The following is a 16,571-nucleotide window of genomic DNA, read 5'->3' on the forward strand; positions in this document are numbered from 1 at the left end:
TATGAAAAAAACAGGGGTCGTATTGATTATTACAGGGATTATAATGGTTGGCTGGTTTGGCTGGCAATATTGGAGTGGCATGCAGTCGGTGGAGCGTATTGATGATAATGTTGTCAAAGCATCAGAAAATGAAGATCATAAAGAGACCTTATCTGTCGGTACAGAGCCTGATAACATTGAGAGGACAGGGAATAGCGGGGAATTGGTCAATACGGATTATGACGATGGTAAGGACATAGCAAAACTCATCATTCCGGAAATTGATCTAGCGTTTGATGTCTTTTGGGGCACCGGCGACGAGGCACTTGCTAAAGGAGTCGGGATGTACGACAGCAAATGGACTGCTCCGCCGGATCAAGGCCGGCATACGGTATTGTCCGGTCACAGGGATAGTGTATTCCGTCCGGTCGGCGATTTGGAAGATGGTGACGCGCTCTACGTGAACTACAATGGTGTAGACTATGAATACCAGATTAATAAAACTTGGATTACCGACGCAAATGATCGCAGTGTTATCGTCGGAAAGGATGAACCGACTTTAACATTATCAACTTGCTATCCATTTCATTTCGTTGGAAGCGCACCTGACCGTTATATCGTCGAGGCCGAATTGGTCAAAAAAGGCGATCTCCTAAACTTGGATTAACTGAATGGTGAGGTATAACGATATCTTGTTCAATTAAAATATGGAGGCATAACACCCCTATGGTTGTTGTGCCTCCATATTTATAGAGGGTGAAACGATGAAGCTTGTTAAGAATTCTTTTTTATTATCTCTGCTTATGATCTTTTTGCTATTTCCAGTTCATACTTTGGCTGATTCCGAACAGTATGATCAGGATTTTGACTATGTAGCATTGGGTGATTCACTAGCTGCCGGCTATTTAAATGAACCAGATGAAGACGGAAATAGGAGAATCGGCAATGGCTATCCTGTATATATTCAAGATGGAATTGAAAATCAATATGGTTATGACGTTAATTTAATAAATGCAGGTGTTGGGGGATTTACTACAGAAGATGTTTATATCCAGCTGTCAAACAATACGAATGGGATTATGGGAGCTATAGCGGATGCAGATCTCATCACAATAGGTGCTGGTGCCAATGATGTATTGCAAAAAGTTGATATCGAAAATGTGGGCCCGGAAGCTATTGAAGAAGCAACCTCAGCCATCAATCAAATTAATTCAAATATGGAAAAAATATTTGATGAAATAGCCAACATTAACCCGGATGCACCAATATTTGTGCTGGGTTATTATAACGCATTGCCTTATTTGGAAGAAAAGCAAAGTTTGATAGTTCCTATGATAGACGCAATGAACCAAACATTAAAAGAAGTCGCTCAAAGTAATGATGCCATTTTTATCCCAACATTTGAAGCATTTGAGGGGAAACATGAAACATACTTGCCTAATCCAAACGATATCCATCCGAATGAAGCGGGCTACGAGGTAATTGCTGACAAATTTCTTGAGGAAATCGTTCCAGCAATTGATGCGGTCAAACCTATTATCTCAATTAATGGCGATGAATCAATGAAACTGGCAGCAGGCGTAAAATATGAAGAGCTAGGTGCTTCAGCTGAAGATAACATTGATGGTGACTTATCAAAACAGATTAAAGTATCCGGTGAAGTCAACACAAATGAACCCGGCGAGTATCCTGTTACATATACAGTAACTGATACAGCAGGCAACACTGCAACAGTAACACGCCTTGTAACCGTCGTGAAGCCGGAACAGATAACGGTAACGCCCAGTGAGAAAACAGAAGTAAGTCCCGGTGTGACGGTTATGATTAAAGGGACCGAAACTACTCTGACAGTGCCTTCAGATATACCGTGGGGTACCACCCTGGAAGTATATGATGCAAGTGACAGTGAAAAGGTTACCGGTGCAGAAGGGTTGGCGCTTGCAGGAGACGTGTACAATTTTAAATTGACCTTCCCGTCTGAGGGAAAAGGCACTTCTGGATCATATGCACTCCAAATGGGATATGATGCAGATAAATTTGATGCTGATCAAGTGGCTATTTATCATTTTCAACCAGATTCCGGCGAATGGAAGAAACAGAATGGTACAGTGGATGAAAAATCAGAAACCATAACGCTTAAGTCTTCCCGCTTGTTAACATATGGTGTATTTGTCAAAGCAAGTGAAGACAACAATCAAAATGACAGTGTGGAGAATACCGGTCAGAAAGATGATGAAAGCGGTCAAAACAGGGATTGCAAGTGTGATGAAGAGGATACAGCCGTGACATATAATGATCGGGGTGAGACCAAAGAAAGCACTTATGACCCTCTTGTTAAAGGCGGCGAGCTGCCGGAAACCGTTACGAACAACCCTTTAATGATTTTGATAGGTTCGTTGACGGCTCTTATCGGTGGGATCCTTATCGCTTTCCGTGGCAAGCATGCCAGTTAGCGAGTATAGTCAGGTGTTATTCAAATTAAATTACCTATAATCGTCGGGTATTAATCATCATGTTTATATTTTACAATGGGATCAACATAAAGAGAATTTTCATTCAATTCAGTCCAATATCATGAAGGAAGGAGGGATTTAGGAATGAACGGAGAAGCTGCTGTTGGATCGACGGTTAAGAAAAAGTTCTTCACAGCGCTTTTGGCAGGCTTGTTTTTATTTGGCATGCTGATTGCAACTTTTGGGTTCACGGGTACGATTTTTGCCGTTCCGCTTGGAGGAATGGGTGATTTTTATGTAGCGTTTGATAAATTGGAAGGAGAGGGATTTACACTCAATCCCAATATTGGTGAGACAGGAAATCAGGATACGGCACCATTGGTGAGAAACAAAATGGATACGGCAACGATTGAAAACTTACACATCTATAAAGATCTCAAGCTACCCGGCGGGGGGTGGATCAGGGTAAATATAGCGGCAAGTCAGCCAGCTGCGATTGAGGGGCTCATACAGGATGCACGTTTCATAGATGCGAATCTTTCATTTAATGATATGGCAATTGAACAATCAAACACCTCTGAAATGTCAGCTGAAGATGCTTTTAAACAGAATTGGACGCAAAATGCCAATACCGTTACGATCACGGATGCGGTGATTGTGACAGACTATTTATTCCAAAACATGGTAACGCTGAATGGCGCCGAAATCTCTCTTGAAAATATCTCAGAGCCTGAACAGATTGATTATGAAATCGGTAACAAAAAATCGGATAGCGGTGTGGCAGCTGTGTCATCTAATGGCGGCAATGGCGATGGCGGCGGGAGTGTGCTGCCAGATACAGCCAGCAATATATTCCTGCCTGTCATAATCGGGGCCGTGCTTGTGATCAGCGGCGGAATTCTTCTTTTAATAAGGAAGATAAGAAGTAATGGTGGAACAGCGGAAAAGGAAAGCATGACCGAAAACATGTAAAGGGGTGTGTCGATTGAAAAACGAAGGTAAGATAACAGTAGGTAAAACACTGAAAAAGAAATTTTTAATAGCTTTGTTGAGTGGCTCTCTGGCACTTGGCGGCCTTTTGTCAGCCTTTGGTTTTAGTGGTACTGCATTTGCGATGCCGCTTGGTGGAATTGGGGACTTTTATGTAGAGTTCGATAAATTGGAAGGTAAGGGTTTTCAACTATTACCACATATAGGGGAAACTGGAAATTCAGATGCTGAGCCTATGGTACGGAATAAAATAGAAGACGTGACCATAACAAATTTGCACATTTATAAAGACTTACCATTACCAGGGGACGGCAACTGGGTCAGGGTTCATATTAGGGCGTCAGGTCCGACAACAATTACAGGGCTGAAACAGGATGCGCGTCTCATTGATGCTGATTTAAGTTTTGATCAATTGGAAATTAAAGAACAGAACACAGATGATTTCGCGAAAAATTGGTCGCAGAATGCTTCTACAATTACGATACAAGACGCTACCTTAGTGACTGATTATCTTTTTCAGGAAATGGTCAGCTTAGAAGGGGCCAAGATTTCTGTTGAGAAAATTGATGCGCCTAAAATGATAGAAGAATAATCCTCATGAGCGGAAAGGGGATACATGATATGGATAAGAAAGAAGCCAGGGCACTCAAAAAAGAAGAGAAAAGGGAAGCCAAAGCATTAAAACTAGAAAAAAAACTGCAAGAAAGATACACGAAAATTGCTGAAGCGGGTAAGTTCAAAAAATGGCGAAATCGCCGACCGTTTTGGGGTGCAACTTTAACGCTGTTTGCAGCACTGCTGATTTTATATATCCCGTTGCATTTATACGCGATTGCCTTTATTCCCGGGAGCCTTGTGTTTGTCGGCTTCATTTTCGGTGGGCTGATGTTGATCATCGGTATTTTCTCGTATATTTATCCGCAGTTTTCGACCGTGTTTGGTGTAGTTGCGATCTTCTTATCTGTTCTATCAGTTATGGGAGCGCTGGGCGGATTTGTCATAGGCACCTTATTCGGTATTATCGGTGGTTCACTGCTGATTGCCTGGGAGAAAAATGAGGTAACCGTTGATAATAAGCGGAACAAAAAACGCGGTAAACATGATAAAAAATCGGAGAAGCGGGTTGAAGAAGACGTCGAAACAGCTCAAGTGTAAAGCTACGAAGGTGAACCTGTTAACAAGGAGAGTTGCATATGAAAAACAATCCAAAATGTTATAAACCTGTTTTTCTTCACGCGGTGTTCATACTTGTGTGTATGCTGATTTTTTCGCTTATTGGTGCTTCTTCTGTTTTAGCGGAAGATGATGATGGGAGTGAAGAAGACGGTGGGGACAGTGGTGGATTTACCATTGAATCCGACAGAGTTGAAGGTGCTATGGATGTCGCCGGTGCCCTTGGAGGTAAGATTGACATAAAAGAGGGAATCATTGAGGGATTGACGATAACCAAAACGCTTGACCGGGGTGAAGAAGAGGGGCTGGTAATTAAAATAACATCTCCAGGTCCGATAGATGTCAAGAACCTGAAGGCACATACGATTGATGGCGGCCCGCCTCACTTCGATGGGCTTTGTGTGTCAGAGAAGTTGGGATGGGCCTGTTTAGAGGGTGTGGAAATGACAGTTCCCCAGCAGTCAGCAGATAATATTTCACTCCCTGATGCCAAAGTCGAAACGTGTTTTGAAAGTGAATGCGGGGGTGCTTCTCCGGAAACATCAATGAGTGAACAGGAAATGGCAAACACCCTGAAAAAGATGGATGAACAGGACATGACTCTAAAGGAAATGACAGAAGGACTGGAAGATGATAAAGAAAAACTGCAAACAATCGAAGAACTGATTAAACAAGCGGAGAAGCATTTTGAGAAAATACAGGATAATGAATACACGAACCATTTGCAGCAGTTGACTGATGTTAGTAATAAGCATCTGACAGCTGACATGACTGAAGAAGAATTGATTCAGTTTATGGAAGAAAATTTGGATTTAAACAGTAACACGTCTGAAGGTGAAGAGGCTAATACGGATAGTGATTCTGATGATTCCGTAAGTCCTTTAGTTCCACTTACACACGAAATTGAGAAAACGTATAAGTCATATGATGATGTAACCGCTGAGTTTTTTAGTGCAGCACAGGAGGCAGCCGGATTAGTCAAAGAATTGGAAGAAAGTATCCAAATGAAAGAAAAGTCTCTGGCAGCACTTGAGGCCGAAAAAGATAAACTGGATCCGGAAAAACAAAAACAGGCAGAAAACTATAATGAACTGAAGGACAAAGCTGAGACTGGTGAGGCCGGAAACGATAAAGAAACCAATCATGATGAACAGGCTGACTCCGATTCTAAAAAGAATTCAGATGAAAAGAATGAAGACCTGACAATCGATGCATTCAAAAAAGAATTTAAAACATTTAAAGAAAACATGGATAGTGTCATGAAGCGGCATGATGAATTGCAAGAAAATGTAAAGTCAATCACTGAGAAAAAAGAAGCCATCACCGATAACATAAAGGATTTAAAAGCTGTCATTATGGAATTTGAAGATGATTATTCTGATGACATCTATCAAAATTTAATGGAAACCCTGTCATTTGTTGAGGTTGAAAAGGGGCAAAAGCCTGAGGGAAAAGGCGAAAATGATGACACAGGGAACAAAAAATCATCCGAAGAAAAAAAGCGTAATGAGGATCAAAACACCGACGAGGATTCCGATTCTTCTGATGAACAAAATGGTGACGCAGCGTCTGCCAGCCAGGACGGAAAACAGGAGAGCAAGAAAAATAATGATGGCAGTGAACAGACAAATGGTAATAACGGTAATGATGGATCAAAGCAGGAAAGTGAAGCTGATCCCTGACAAATCTTAATATAAGCATACATGATTGAAGCAATTGTAATTTGAACGACTTTCATACCCACATGAGTACGGATAATTGTGAGGTGTATTATAATTAACGCGGTGGAAAATTTAGAATCACAGGATCTTTTTCAGCAAATACCGCATTTTGAGGAAGCCCATCAGGATTATAACCCGGGAAGACAATTGCAACAAATAAGAGATGCTGTTCCCGGATTCAAGAAATGGTTTAAAGAAACCGGTAAGGCATCAGCATTTCATTCGTTTGATTTGATTAAAATTCCTTACCCTAAAAAATATGGGTTGTGGCGCGCGGGAAGAAGTCCGGTACCATTTATTTGGTTTACCAACAGGATGTTTATTGTCCAATGGGAGGCACAGGGCCGTACTTGGACATTATTGAACGAACCATCCGAAACGGAATTAGATGAAGGGACGCCTTTCTATTCTGCATTGATTGAAAAATATGGTAAATTTAGTCAAAAATTATTACCCAAAACGTACGGAACAGTAGAAGATTATTTGGAAGATGCAGGTTTGAAGCCGGAAGATGTGGATTACATCACGTATGATCATTTGCACACCCAGGATGTCCGTCGTTGGTTGGGCACTATCAAACCGCAAGCAGACTTAAGCCCAAATGAACCTTTAGAGCCCTATTTCCCAAATGCGAAGCTTATTGTCCAGCAAAAGGAATGGGATATTTTGCCGCGCCTGCATCCATTGCAGGAAATATGGCAGCCGGAAACATATGAGGATATCCCTTTGGATAGCCTATTATTTACAAACGGGGATTTGTTGTTAGGGCCTGGTGTGGCACTCATGTATACCCCGGGACATACACAAGGCAATCATTCACTTGTTGTCAACACAGACACAGGCATATGGGTGAGCAGCGAAAATGCCATTGCAGCCGAATGTCTTGTACCTGAAGAAAGTGGTATCCCCGGTTTGAAACAATATGCGAAACATACCCGTTTTGATGTCGTTATTAATGGGAACACGCTTGAGAATACATCAAGGCAATATAATTCCGTCGTACAGGAAAAGCTGATGGCTGATCTAAGCCGGAAAAACCCGAAGTTTCCGCAGTTCTTTCCGAGCTCTGAACTGACTCCAAGTATCTTTGCGATTGGAACCAAGCCTTCTTTTATGCACAAAAAGGTAGCATTCGGTACGATTCAAAGACCCAAAAGTGATCAAACATGAAAGCGGTTGTTTATGATTTTTCCATATCAAAATATGTGGCAGCAAAGTCACTCGGCAAACAATTTCCCGTGTTTTATTATGGGAAACCGTCTGCCCTATCGTTGAGTGATGTGGAAGAGCCCAATCTCCCAAATGAAAAATGAAAAGTGAAACCGTGAGCGTTATAAGTCAGTCAAAACACTTTTTCGGATTTAGATTACCCAGATCTCTTTTCCTGAAATAAAATATTACTTCATATCGTATACCAGGGTTACATACCTGACAGTTAGAAATAAGAATAGTAACAAGAACGCTTAAGAACTTCTTAGCGTTCTTTTTATTTTTATAAATGATCAAACTCACTAAAGAAAAGGCTTAAATATCTGCGGTATGCTGAAATAGCATCGTTATGCTAAAGTGAAATGTAAAGGAGTGTATGATTTCCATGCAAATAAAAGGGGCTATCGACCGCGAAACGCGCTGTGAACACTATCATAACGAAAACGATAGAATCGCTGTCAAATTTCACTGCTGTAACGAGTATTTTCCGTGCTATCTTTGCCATAAACAATATGGATGCGGGGGTTCCGACGTATGGCCAAAAGAAAAATTTGATCATAAAGCTATTCTTTGCGGGAATTGCAAAACGGAGCTGACAATAACGGAATACCTTGCAAGTAGTTACCACTGCCCTTCCTGTGATGCAGCTTTTAATCCAGGCTGTGCACTGCATGGCCATCTTTATTTCGAAAAGTGAGGTGGACAAGCAGTTTACTTGCAACTGCGCTATCATCTGTCATTAAAAGATAGGTGTGGAAGGAGGGTACGTTAGATGGCATTCGCGATATTGGATCCATGCCGCGGTGAGAAGTCAGGCGAATGTGTGACGGTTTGCCCGGTTGATTGTATAGAAGAAGGACCGGAACAATTTTACATAGATCCGGATGTATGTATTGATTGTGGTACTTGCGTATCCGTGTGTCCGGTCGATGCAATCGTTGAGGAGTATGACATGACGCCCGATCAGGAAAAATACCTGGATGAGGCAGAAGCATTTTTTGCAGAAAGGTGACCGTTCATGATAGATGAAAAAACCCTTGTAGATGTTGAAGTGGACATGGTACGAGGGTTTTCAGTTTCAGGGAATTCAAGTTGTTATTCGTGAGGCATAAACTGGGGTATTAACTTGTTAACTGATGCTTCACTTGGTTGATGTCTCTTTCATTTTGCACCGTTTTCTTCCAGATATGATCCTGATCCGCTCTGAGGATTTTGAATTCATCCATAATTTCCCGGTGACGTTTGTCGCTTTCTGTCTTCATTGCCGTTTGTTCTTCCCTCATAGCAGCTTGCTCCTCTTTCATGGTTGTCTGTTCTTTCTTCAATTCCGACAGATCTTCCTTCATCGTGTTTTGTTCCTGTTTCATAGCAGTCTGCTCTTTCTTCATTTCAGTCTGCTCCGTCCGCATGCCGCCAACCATTGTGATTAACTGTGAAAGCATATTTTCCATCCGTTCCAGACGCTGTTCACTCATTTGTTTCACCTCCTTTAATTCCAGTATACCTTTTCTTTTATTAGAATGCTATAGAGTATTCATTTTTCTTCAGCTTTTTCTGCTAGTTTGCTTGCAATCCAGCGATCGGCGGTTGTTTCTTCCACTTCATAAACTTTGCCTGCACGGAGCAGTTCACCATGATACATTGTCTGGACATTCATTTTGACTTTCTTCATAAGGATGCTCCTCTATAAATATGATTGTTCTAACAGTTTAACATAGTATGGTTTCACAGAAGTGTCGGAGTTTACATTTATTCTCCCTGAACTTCACACATAGAGTGCTCAAAGTTCACAATTGGGCCGCTGACATTTAATTTGTCAGCGGTCTTTCTGAATGTATTCCCAGGCCTTTTCTGTGTCGGTCGTCGGCTGGTGGCATGCAAAGTTTTCGCAGACGTAAATCGTGACCTGGTCATCCAACTGTTTATATCCGGATGTAAACGGAGCGGCTTCAGCCAGTTGTGCCGCATGATGACTGGCCAGGAGGGTGACATCGGGCAAAAATGCTTGTTGAAGCTCCGTTTTAAATGGATTTGCGTCTCCAAGCATAACAACTTCTTTTGTCGGATTTTCCGTGAGAAGCAGGCTTTGAATAAAATGGATGCCAGCTGCAGGAACATGGCTGATATCGTCGTAAAAGGTATGGAACATGTCCTCAAGTTTGTCCAGATAGGCCGTGTCGCCGGTTAAATACCCCATTTTAGCAAGCATAACGGCTGCAACGCTATTTCCGGACGGAAGCGCACCGTCATAGATTTCTTTTTCTCGTGACAGCAGTTTTTCGCTGTCATCACCAATGAAGAAAAATCCGCCCTGTTTATTATCCCAGAACAAGTCAATCATGTCGTTGGTCAGGGCGCGTGCCTGTTTCAGATAGGCTAATGAAAAAGTTGCCTCATACAGTTCAGCATAAGCCCACAGCAAAAAGGCATAATCGTCCAGGTAGCCGTTATAGTTGACTTCCCCGTCACGATAGCGCGCCATCACGCGGTTATTCATGATAAGGTTCGTTTCGAGAAATGTCATGCTGTTTTCAGCGACCCTGGTATATTCGGGCTGATTAAAAACTTTCCCCGCTTTAGCCAGTGCGGCAATCATCATGGCATTCCATGATGTCAGGATTTTATCATCAACATGCGGGTAAGCGCGTTTCTCACGTGCCGACAGCAATTGTTTCCGGGCATCGTCCAGTTGCTGATGGAGCTCATTTACGGTCATGTCATTGTCCTCAGCGATTGATTCCAGGTCACTATCCAGCAGATTTGGAATGTTTTTTCCTTCAAAATTGCCCTCGGGAGTGATGCCGTATACAGAAGTATATAAGTCACCGCCCTCTTTGCCGAGAATGTTAAAAATCTCGTCATAATCCCACACATAATATTTCCCTTCAACACCTTCTGAGTCGGCATCAATCGCCGAATAGAATCCGCCTTCCGAGTTGTGCATTTCTCTTAGAACAAATGTGATCAACTGTTCGCTGATCGTTTTGTACAATGGATTTCCGGTAATTTGGTAACATTCGGTATACGCCATCAGCAGCAATGCATTGTCATAGAGCATTTTTTCAAAGTGTGGGACAAGCCATTGTTCATCAGTCGAATAGCGGGCAAATCCGAATCCGACATGGTCATAAATCCCCCCGCGATTCATGGCCTGTAACGTGCTTTCCACCATTTTCAGTGCAGCGGTTTTGCCGGTGAAATGATAATATCTCAAAAGATACAGTAAATTTTGCGGCGCGGGGAACTTTGGCGCTGATCCAAACCCGCCATACTTCGAATCAAACCGCTTCCCAAGCTGCTTAAAACCTTTATCGGTGATCGCTTTACTCAGCCGATGCTCACTTTTAGTGGTGACCGTTTTGTCGAGCGCATCGGTCACACTTTTCGTTACCTCGGCAATATGACCCGGCTTCTGATGGTATTTCTGATGAAGCTGTGTGATGACATCGATGAAGCCGGGCATGCCGTATTTACTGTTACGGGGAAAATAGGTCCCGGCATAAAATGGCACTTTATCCGGTGTCATAAAAATGGATAACGGCCAGCCGCCTTGCCCGGTCATCATCTGGCAGACTTTCATATAAACCGAATCAATGTCCGGCCGCTCTTCCCGGTCAACTTTGATGGCAACGTAATAGTCATTTAAGTAAGAGGCAATTTCCGCATCTTCAAATGACTCATGCGCGAATACATGACACCAATGGCACGTGGAATAGCCGATGGAAAGGAAGATCGGCTTGTCCTCCTGCTTTGCTTTTTCAAATGCCTCATCACCCCACGGATACCAGTTAACCGGGTTATAGGCATGCTGCTGGAGGTACGGGGATTTTTCGTGAATTAAATGATTCGCTTTATCTGTCATACGTTGAACCCCTTTCTTTTGTAAATGCTTATAAACATATGATTCCCGTGTAAAAGAAAAAGACACTCTAATGAGTACCTTTTATTATAGTGATTTATTACTTGTGCTTGGCCTCTATTCAATTAATTCCAGTCTCTTACTATTTTCTATATTATAACACTCTCTAGCGATATCAGGTAATTCTCAAAGCTAAATGATTGTACAATCGAATACTTCTAGTCATAATAATAGTCAGAAACTATCATTTGAAAGGATATCGATGACATGGAGCTGCGCCAGCTTGAATACTTTATAGCAGTCAGCAAAGAACTGCATTTTTCAAGGGCTGCTGAGAGATTGAATATCGCCCAGCCAACATTGAGCCAGCAAATTAAAATTTTAGAAGATGAGGTTGGTATTCCGTTATTTGATCGCATCGGCAAAAAAACAGCATTGACAGAAGCGGGAAAAATACTGCTGCGACATAGCGAGCGTGTGTTTTATGAAATTGAACAAGCCGAAGCTGCCTTAAGGGATTTGAATGGTCTACAGCTAGGAAAACTTACGATCGGCTCCTTGCTGACGTGTGTCAGTTATCTGTTGCCGCCTGCCATAGCCAGGTTTAAGCATCTGTATCCAAACGTTGATTTATCGGTACAGGGACTTCGGAATGGCGATATTAAAAAGGGCGTGCTTGAAAATGGCTTGGACATGGGGATTTCATTCCTTCCGATAGAAAATGCAGACATCGCGTCAATTCCATTATTTAGGGAAGAACTGTCCCTGGCCGTTCCAGCGAATCATCCCCTAGCCAACGAAGAAGTGGTTGAAATGGCAGCACTTGAGCATGTTCCGACCGTTTTGTTACCTGGCAATTATTTCTTGAGACAGTTGATTGATTCGTACTGTGCCGAGCTTGGTATTACGCTGCAGCCAACATTGGAAATGACAACCCTGGAATCATTAACCCAAATGGTTTCGGAGGGGATTGGTATGACTATCCTGCCGGCACCGTATCTTAGCTTTTTAAATAATCCCCGGATCGTAAACGTCAGGCTCGTGAACCCGACCATAGAAAGAACAATTGGATTCATTTACCGAAAAGATAAATATATGTGTACGACGACAAAAACATTCATGGATCAGGTGATGGAAACAAGTAAAGTATTTTAATGAGTGAAAATGAGAGGCTATCATTACGATGCCTCTCATTTTATAAATCAGCCGTTCTTAACTTCTTCCATGCTTGCGCCATAATTGATGTGATAGGGTTGGCCATTCAAAACGAGTGCGGGGACTGATTTCACCCCGGCAGATTCCGCTTCACTGATACGTGATGAATCATCGTTAAAGTCAACAACCTCCACATCTACTTTCGGATCCAAAAATCCCAGCATATTTTTCTCCGCATCCTGACATACCGGGCATCCGGCATGATAAAAAGTTGCTTTACTCAACTGTATGCCCTCCTTAATTAATGACTTAATGATAGTGTAGACCGTCAGAAATAGATTATCAATTAGGGATTTTCTATGATTATGATAGGCTGTGGCTATTGGACTTGGATATGGATGTTTGGAATAGGCTCGTGGTGGAAAGGTATAAAGGGTCAGAGTTTCAGCCCGTCTTTTACTGTAAATGATACACATGGAAGGCGGTCTGAGGTAACGGTATCGTCTGCTTCAAAAACATCAGCCAGGTCATACTGCCGGCCGTCATTTTCCAGCACGTACTGTTCGATCGCTTCGTTTTTGAAGTCCACGATCCAATACTCAGGTACCCCAAACCAGGCATAGCTTTCTTTTTTCATGATCCGGTCCCGATTGGCGCTGTTGGGTGACAGGATTTCTACCATTAAATCAGGCAGACCAACAATGGCATGTTCCGCAATAATATGTTCCCGGCTGCGGTGAATCATCAGAATATCCGGCTGACGTGTTTCAATGTCGGACAGAATGACATCAATTGGTGAATGGATGGTGATATAATCGTTGTCACATGAATCGGTCAGTATTCGTTCCAGACGATGGCTGATACGCTGGTGTGTTGTGGTTGGCGATGGTTTCAATTCAAGTATACTATTAACAATTTCATATTGGTTGCCATCTTCCGGCAGCTGGTAGTAATCATCGACAGACCAGCCTGGCTCGTTAATGACAGGCTTTTTACGACGTTTTTTTTCATACACAAGAATTCACTCCTCTCTCGATTATTATCGCATTTTTTGAAAAAGTATGCTATCAAGAAGTGGTGTGTCCCTTGCCCGCTCAGATTTCTAAGGATCATGTGGCGCTGGTAAGATTTTGGAAAAATAACCGTCGCGATGCGGTATTCGACCAAGTATGCTACACTGTACAAAAAAGCGGGGTGACATGATGATTTATGAATTTAAAATAACGCTAAAGCATGTTGGTGTTCCCGTCTGGCGGAAGATTCAGATTGACGGCAACACAACGTTCTATGACTTCCACCGGGTATTGCAGGTTGCATTTGATTGGGATAATTATCATTTACATAGTTTTTTTGCCCAAAAGACAAATGGTGAACGTGCTGGCGGACAGGAAATCACAGGTGAATACCATGATGATTTCGGTGATGTTTTGGGCGGGAACCCTTCATACAATGAAAAACATGAAGTGATATCGGATTGGTTCAGCATACCCAAAGATATGGTAACGTACGTGTATGACTTCGGTGATGACTGGAATCACGAAATTGTTTTTGCCAGAAAACTGCAGCCGGAAAAAGATGTAGTTTACCCGCGCTGTACAGGTGCGAAAAATATTGCCCCAGAAGAAGATACCAGAGGGGAAGTTTTGATGGGGGAGGTTGATCTTGCGCTTCCCGATGGAAAACAATTGGCTAAAGATGTGAACGAGGAGTTGCGTTTTCAATTAAACGAACTGTTGATGTCATACGACCAGACTTCTGCCGGGGATGATAAGTGGTATGATGTACTGTCAAAAGCAAAGGAATTTCAGAAACTGAAACCCTGGGACACCTTGTTTGATGAACATATTTTTGCCGTTATGGACCCCGTGACACAGGAGCGGCTGTATTGTTCAGTCCTTGGCGGTGCCGGTGAAGTGTTCGGCCTGGCTGTATACATTGGAGATACGGGATACCGTTCGCTGATGAATACATTGACGACGGAAGAACCCGATTTTCAATCCGTTATCAATCAGCGCAGTATACTGCTGAGTTATGAGGACAGAGAGGATTTGGAAAAGGAAGATTATGCGCTTATTAAATCCTATGATATTCCATTTCGCGGGCGGAAGAGCTGGCCGTCGTTCAGAAGTAATAAACCTGGCCTTTATCCATGGTTTATGGATGACGATGAAGCAAGGCTGATGCTTCTCGGGCTGGAGCGTTCGATTGAGGTATATCATGAGGTCATGAATGGACTGGAATTGCCGGATATGCTGTTTGATGAAGAGATGCTCGTAAAAGTTCCCCGTGAGCAAAATAGCGGCGTTGTGTTCGATAATCAAATCGTTGAATTGGAAGACAGGGAACAAGAACTGCCGAATGTGACGCTTGCTGTTTCGGAGCTTGATTTGAAACGTATGCAGAAGCCAAAAGAGACATTGCCGGCAACGATCGAATTTTCATTGGAATATATGGAAATGCCGGTTCAAAATGAAGAAAATGAACGTCCATTTTTTCCTTTATTGGTGCTGGCTGTTGAACAAACCCAGGGATTGGCCATTTACCATAACATGTTGACAGCCGCTTCAAATCCGGCATCGCTCATTCAGAGTGAATTGTTGAAAGTGTTTGAGTCGATGAACGGCATCCCGGGAAATATCATGGTCAATCATAAAACAGCACATTTTCTGGCACCGCTTATTGATAAACTGAATTTGAATGTGGAAGTGGAAGAAGACTTACCCGTAATCCGTCAAGTGATGGACATGATGCATGATGACATGCTGCCTTTTTAGCAGAAAGGTCAGCTGGGGAAGATTCGGTATTTTAGAAGAGCCTTTAAAAATAAAAGCCTGCCGCCAAATCATGACGGTAGGCTTTCATTTATTCTTATATTCTTATAGAGGGGGGTATTGAAAAGTGTTACATTACAGTATATTCCCTTGTCTATGATTCTTAAACCTGTTTTATTTAAAAATGAAATTTAATTTTAAAATAATACTTGTTTATTAACATAAAATTCTATATTGTAAATAATAGAGAGGGAACTTGTTGGCTTGGAGGTGAACGAAATATGGATTATGTTATGGGGATCGACGGGGGCGGAACGAAGACGAAAGCTGTCATTGCGGATATGAGCGGGAGTATAATCGCGACATCTGCAGCAGGGCCGACGAATCCGAATACCGTTTCAAAAGACCAGCTTAAACAGACCTTGGAATCGTTATTTCTGTCTCTGGAAGTAACTTCTGACGTATCTTTAAAACATGTGAAGAGCCTGTTTGCAGGAATATCAGGTGCCGGGAATGAAACGAATAGAAACGATCTAAAAGAATTAATGGAGCCCTTCATGCCTGGAAATACATCAATTCAAATCGAAGCCGACCCGGTTAATGCATTATATTCCGGTACATACGGCTCCCCCGGCGTTGTGCAAATTTCCGGTACAGGCTCAATCACATATGGCATTAACCGCCATTTAAAACATGACCGTATTGGTGGGTGGGGTTATTTATTCGGTGATGAAGGAAGCGGATATGATATTGGCAGACAGGCCATAATCAGTGCCCTTAAGTCAGTGGACGGGCGCGGTCCTGAAACCATGATGCTTTCAATGATCTATACCCATTTTGCCGTTTCCGATGCCCAGTCCCTGATACGAAAGATTTATGCAGCCTCAATTCCAAAGAATGCTATTTCGCCAATTGCTGAAATTGTATTTGAAGCGTATCAACAGCAGGACAACCAAGCAAATGCTATTTTACAACAGGCAGCCAAAGAGATGGCAGTAAGCATTGAATCATTGTATGAAAAGCTTTTTGAACCAGGAGAACAGATTAATGTCGTTTTGTGTGGCGGTGTTTTTAGTGAAAAAGACGTTTTACCGGCATTCATCAGACAGGAATTGACTCATTATCCTGCCCTGAACGTTACGGTACCCGAGCTCTCTCCTGTGGGCGGTTCAATTATTGGAGCTTATTTAATAGAAAATAAAGCTGTTGATAACAGTGTAATCAACAATATCATCAAAACAATTTGATGGGAGAGGTGACG

General features: G+C 42.4%; 18 protein-coding genes. 13 read left to right on the top strand and 5 right to left on the bottom strand.

What is annotated here, in order from left to right; translation table 11 throughout:
• Position 1 precedes the first annotated feature (1 nt).
• The 10 genes from E4U82_RS03135 to E4U82_RS03175 all read left to right on the top strand — a co-directional run bounded on the left by E4U82_RS03135 (position 2) and on the right by E4U82_RS03175 (position 8,537).
• Complete coding sequence (locus tag E4U82_RS03135) at positions 2-646, top strand: class D sortase (RefSeq protein WP_135108580.1); 645 nt, start codon at positions 2-4, stop codon at positions 644-646.
• Positions 647-743: 97 nt separating this feature from the next.
• Positions 744-2,432 (top strand): GDSL-type esterase/lipase family protein, encoded by a 1,689-nt coding sequence (locus E4U82_RS03140; RefSeq protein ID WP_135108581.1) that lies wholly within the window; start codon positions 744-746, stop codon positions 2,430-2,432.
• A 144-nt stretch (positions 2,433-2,576) separates the two neighbouring features.
• Entirely contained in the window at positions 2,577-3,404 is an 828-nt protein-coding gene (locus E4U82_RS03145; RefSeq protein WP_135108582.1) for a DUF6230 family protein, read from the top strand.
• A 4-nt stretch (positions 3,405-3,408) separates the two neighbouring features.
• On the top strand, positions 3,409-4,014 hold the full coding sequence (locus E4U82_RS03150) for a DUF6230 family protein (RefSeq protein ID WP_245183511.1): 606 nt from the start codon (positions 3,409-3,411) through the stop codon (positions 4,012-4,014).
• 29 nt (positions 4,015-4,043) lie between these two features.
• Positions 4,044-4,577 (top strand): DUF6114 domain-containing protein, encoded by a 534-nt coding sequence (locus tag E4U82_RS03155; RefSeq protein ID WP_209300531.1) that lies wholly within the window; start codon positions 4,044-4,046, stop codon positions 4,575-4,577.
• Between the two features lie 38 nt (positions 4,578-4,615).
• On the top strand, positions 4,616-6,277 hold the full coding sequence (locus E4U82_RS03160; protein ID WP_135108584.1) for a midas domain-containing protein: 1,662 nt from the start codon (positions 4,616-4,618) through the stop codon (positions 6,275-6,277).
• A gap of 78 nt (positions 6,278-6,355) precedes the next feature.
• Positions 6,356-7,486 (top strand): MBL fold metallo-hydrolase, encoded by a 1,131-nt coding sequence (locus E4U82_RS03165; protein ID WP_135108585.1) that lies wholly within the window; start codon positions 6,356-6,358, stop codon positions 7,484-7,486.
• On the top strand, positions 7,483-7,629 hold the full coding sequence (locus tag E4U82_RS19765; protein ID WP_167751309.1) for a hypothetical protein: 147 nt from the start codon (positions 7,483-7,485) through the stop codon (positions 7,627-7,629). The genes E4U82_RS03165 and E4U82_RS19765 overlap by 4 nt, the downstream gene beginning before the upstream one ends.
• Positions 7,630-7,910: 281 nt before the next feature.
• Positions 7,911-8,222, top strand: a complete 312-nt coding sequence (locus tag E4U82_RS03170) for a CHY zinc finger protein (protein ID WP_135108586.1) — start codon at positions 7,911-7,913, stop codon at positions 8,220-8,222.
• Positions 8,223-8,297: 75 nt separating this feature from the next.
• Positions 8,298-8,537 (top strand): ferredoxin family protein, encoded by a 240-nt coding sequence (locus E4U82_RS03175; RefSeq protein ID WP_135108587.1) that lies wholly within the window; start codon positions 8,298-8,300, stop codon positions 8,535-8,537.
• Positions 8,538-8,646: 109 nt separating this feature from the next.
• Here E4U82_RS03175 and E4U82_RS03180 read toward each other — a convergent pair whose 3' ends face one another.
• The 3 genes from E4U82_RS03180 to E4U82_RS03185 form a co-directional block, all read right to left on the bottom strand.
• Positions 8,647-9,000 carry a hypothetical protein gene (locus tag E4U82_RS03180; RefSeq protein ID WP_135108588.1) on the bottom strand — a complete coding sequence of 118 codons (354 nt, stop codon included), beginning with the start codon at positions 8,998-9,000 and terminating at the stop codon, positions 8,647-8,649.
• 59 nt (positions 9,001-9,059) lie between these two features.
• Positions 9,060-9,197 (bottom strand): hypothetical protein, encoded by a 138-nt coding sequence (locus E4U82_RS19770; RefSeq protein WP_167751310.1) that lies wholly within the window; start codon positions 9,195-9,197, stop codon positions 9,060-9,062.
• Positions 9,198-9,341: 144 nt separating this feature from the next.
• Positions 9,342-11,387, bottom strand: coding sequence for a thioredoxin domain-containing protein (locus E4U82_RS03185; RefSeq protein WP_135108589.1), 2,046 nt, complete (start codon positions 11,385-11,387; stop codon positions 9,342-9,344).
• A 255-nt stretch (positions 11,388-11,642) separates the two neighbouring features.
• On the opposite strand from E4U82_RS03185, the gene E4U82_RS03190 reads away from it, so the two are divergent.
• Positions 11,643-12,539, top strand: a complete 897-nt coding sequence (locus E4U82_RS03190) for a LysR family transcriptional regulator (protein ID WP_135108590.1) — start codon at positions 11,643-11,645, stop codon at positions 12,537-12,539.
• Positions 12,540-12,586: 47 nt separating this feature from the next.
• Here E4U82_RS03190 and E4U82_RS03195 read toward each other — a convergent pair whose 3' ends face one another.
• Positions 12,587-12,823, bottom strand: a complete 237-nt coding sequence (locus E4U82_RS03195) for a thioredoxin family protein (RefSeq protein ID WP_135108591.1) — start codon at positions 12,821-12,823, stop codon at positions 12,587-12,589.
• A gap of 152 nt (positions 12,824-12,975) precedes the next feature.
• Complete coding sequence (locus tag E4U82_RS03200) at positions 12,976-13,554, bottom strand: Uma2 family endonuclease (protein WP_245183512.1); 579 nt, start codon at positions 13,552-13,554, stop codon at positions 12,976-12,978.
• Positions 13,555-13,741: 187 nt separating this feature from the next.
• Between E4U82_RS03200 and E4U82_RS03205 the strand changes: the two genes are divergently transcribed.
• Both E4U82_RS03205 and E4U82_RS03210 read left to right on the top strand, forming a co-directional pair.
• Positions 13,742-15,313 (top strand): plasmid pRiA4b ORF-3 family protein, encoded by a 1,572-nt coding sequence (locus E4U82_RS03205; protein ID WP_167751311.1) that lies wholly within the window; start codon positions 13,742-13,744, stop codon positions 15,311-15,313.
• 278 nt (positions 15,314-15,591) lie between these two features.
• On the top strand, positions 15,592-16,557 hold the full coding sequence (locus E4U82_RS03210; protein ID WP_135108594.1) for a BadF/BadG/BcrA/BcrD ATPase family protein: 966 nt from the start codon (positions 15,592-15,594) through the stop codon (positions 16,555-16,557).
• Positions 16,558-16,571: the final 14 nt, after the last annotated feature.

The sequence above is a fragment of the Lentibacillus salicampi genome (genome assembly GCF_004565465.1).
Lineage (GTDB): Bacteria > Bacillota > Bacilli > Bacillales > Amphibacillaceae > Lentibacillus > Lentibacillus salicampi.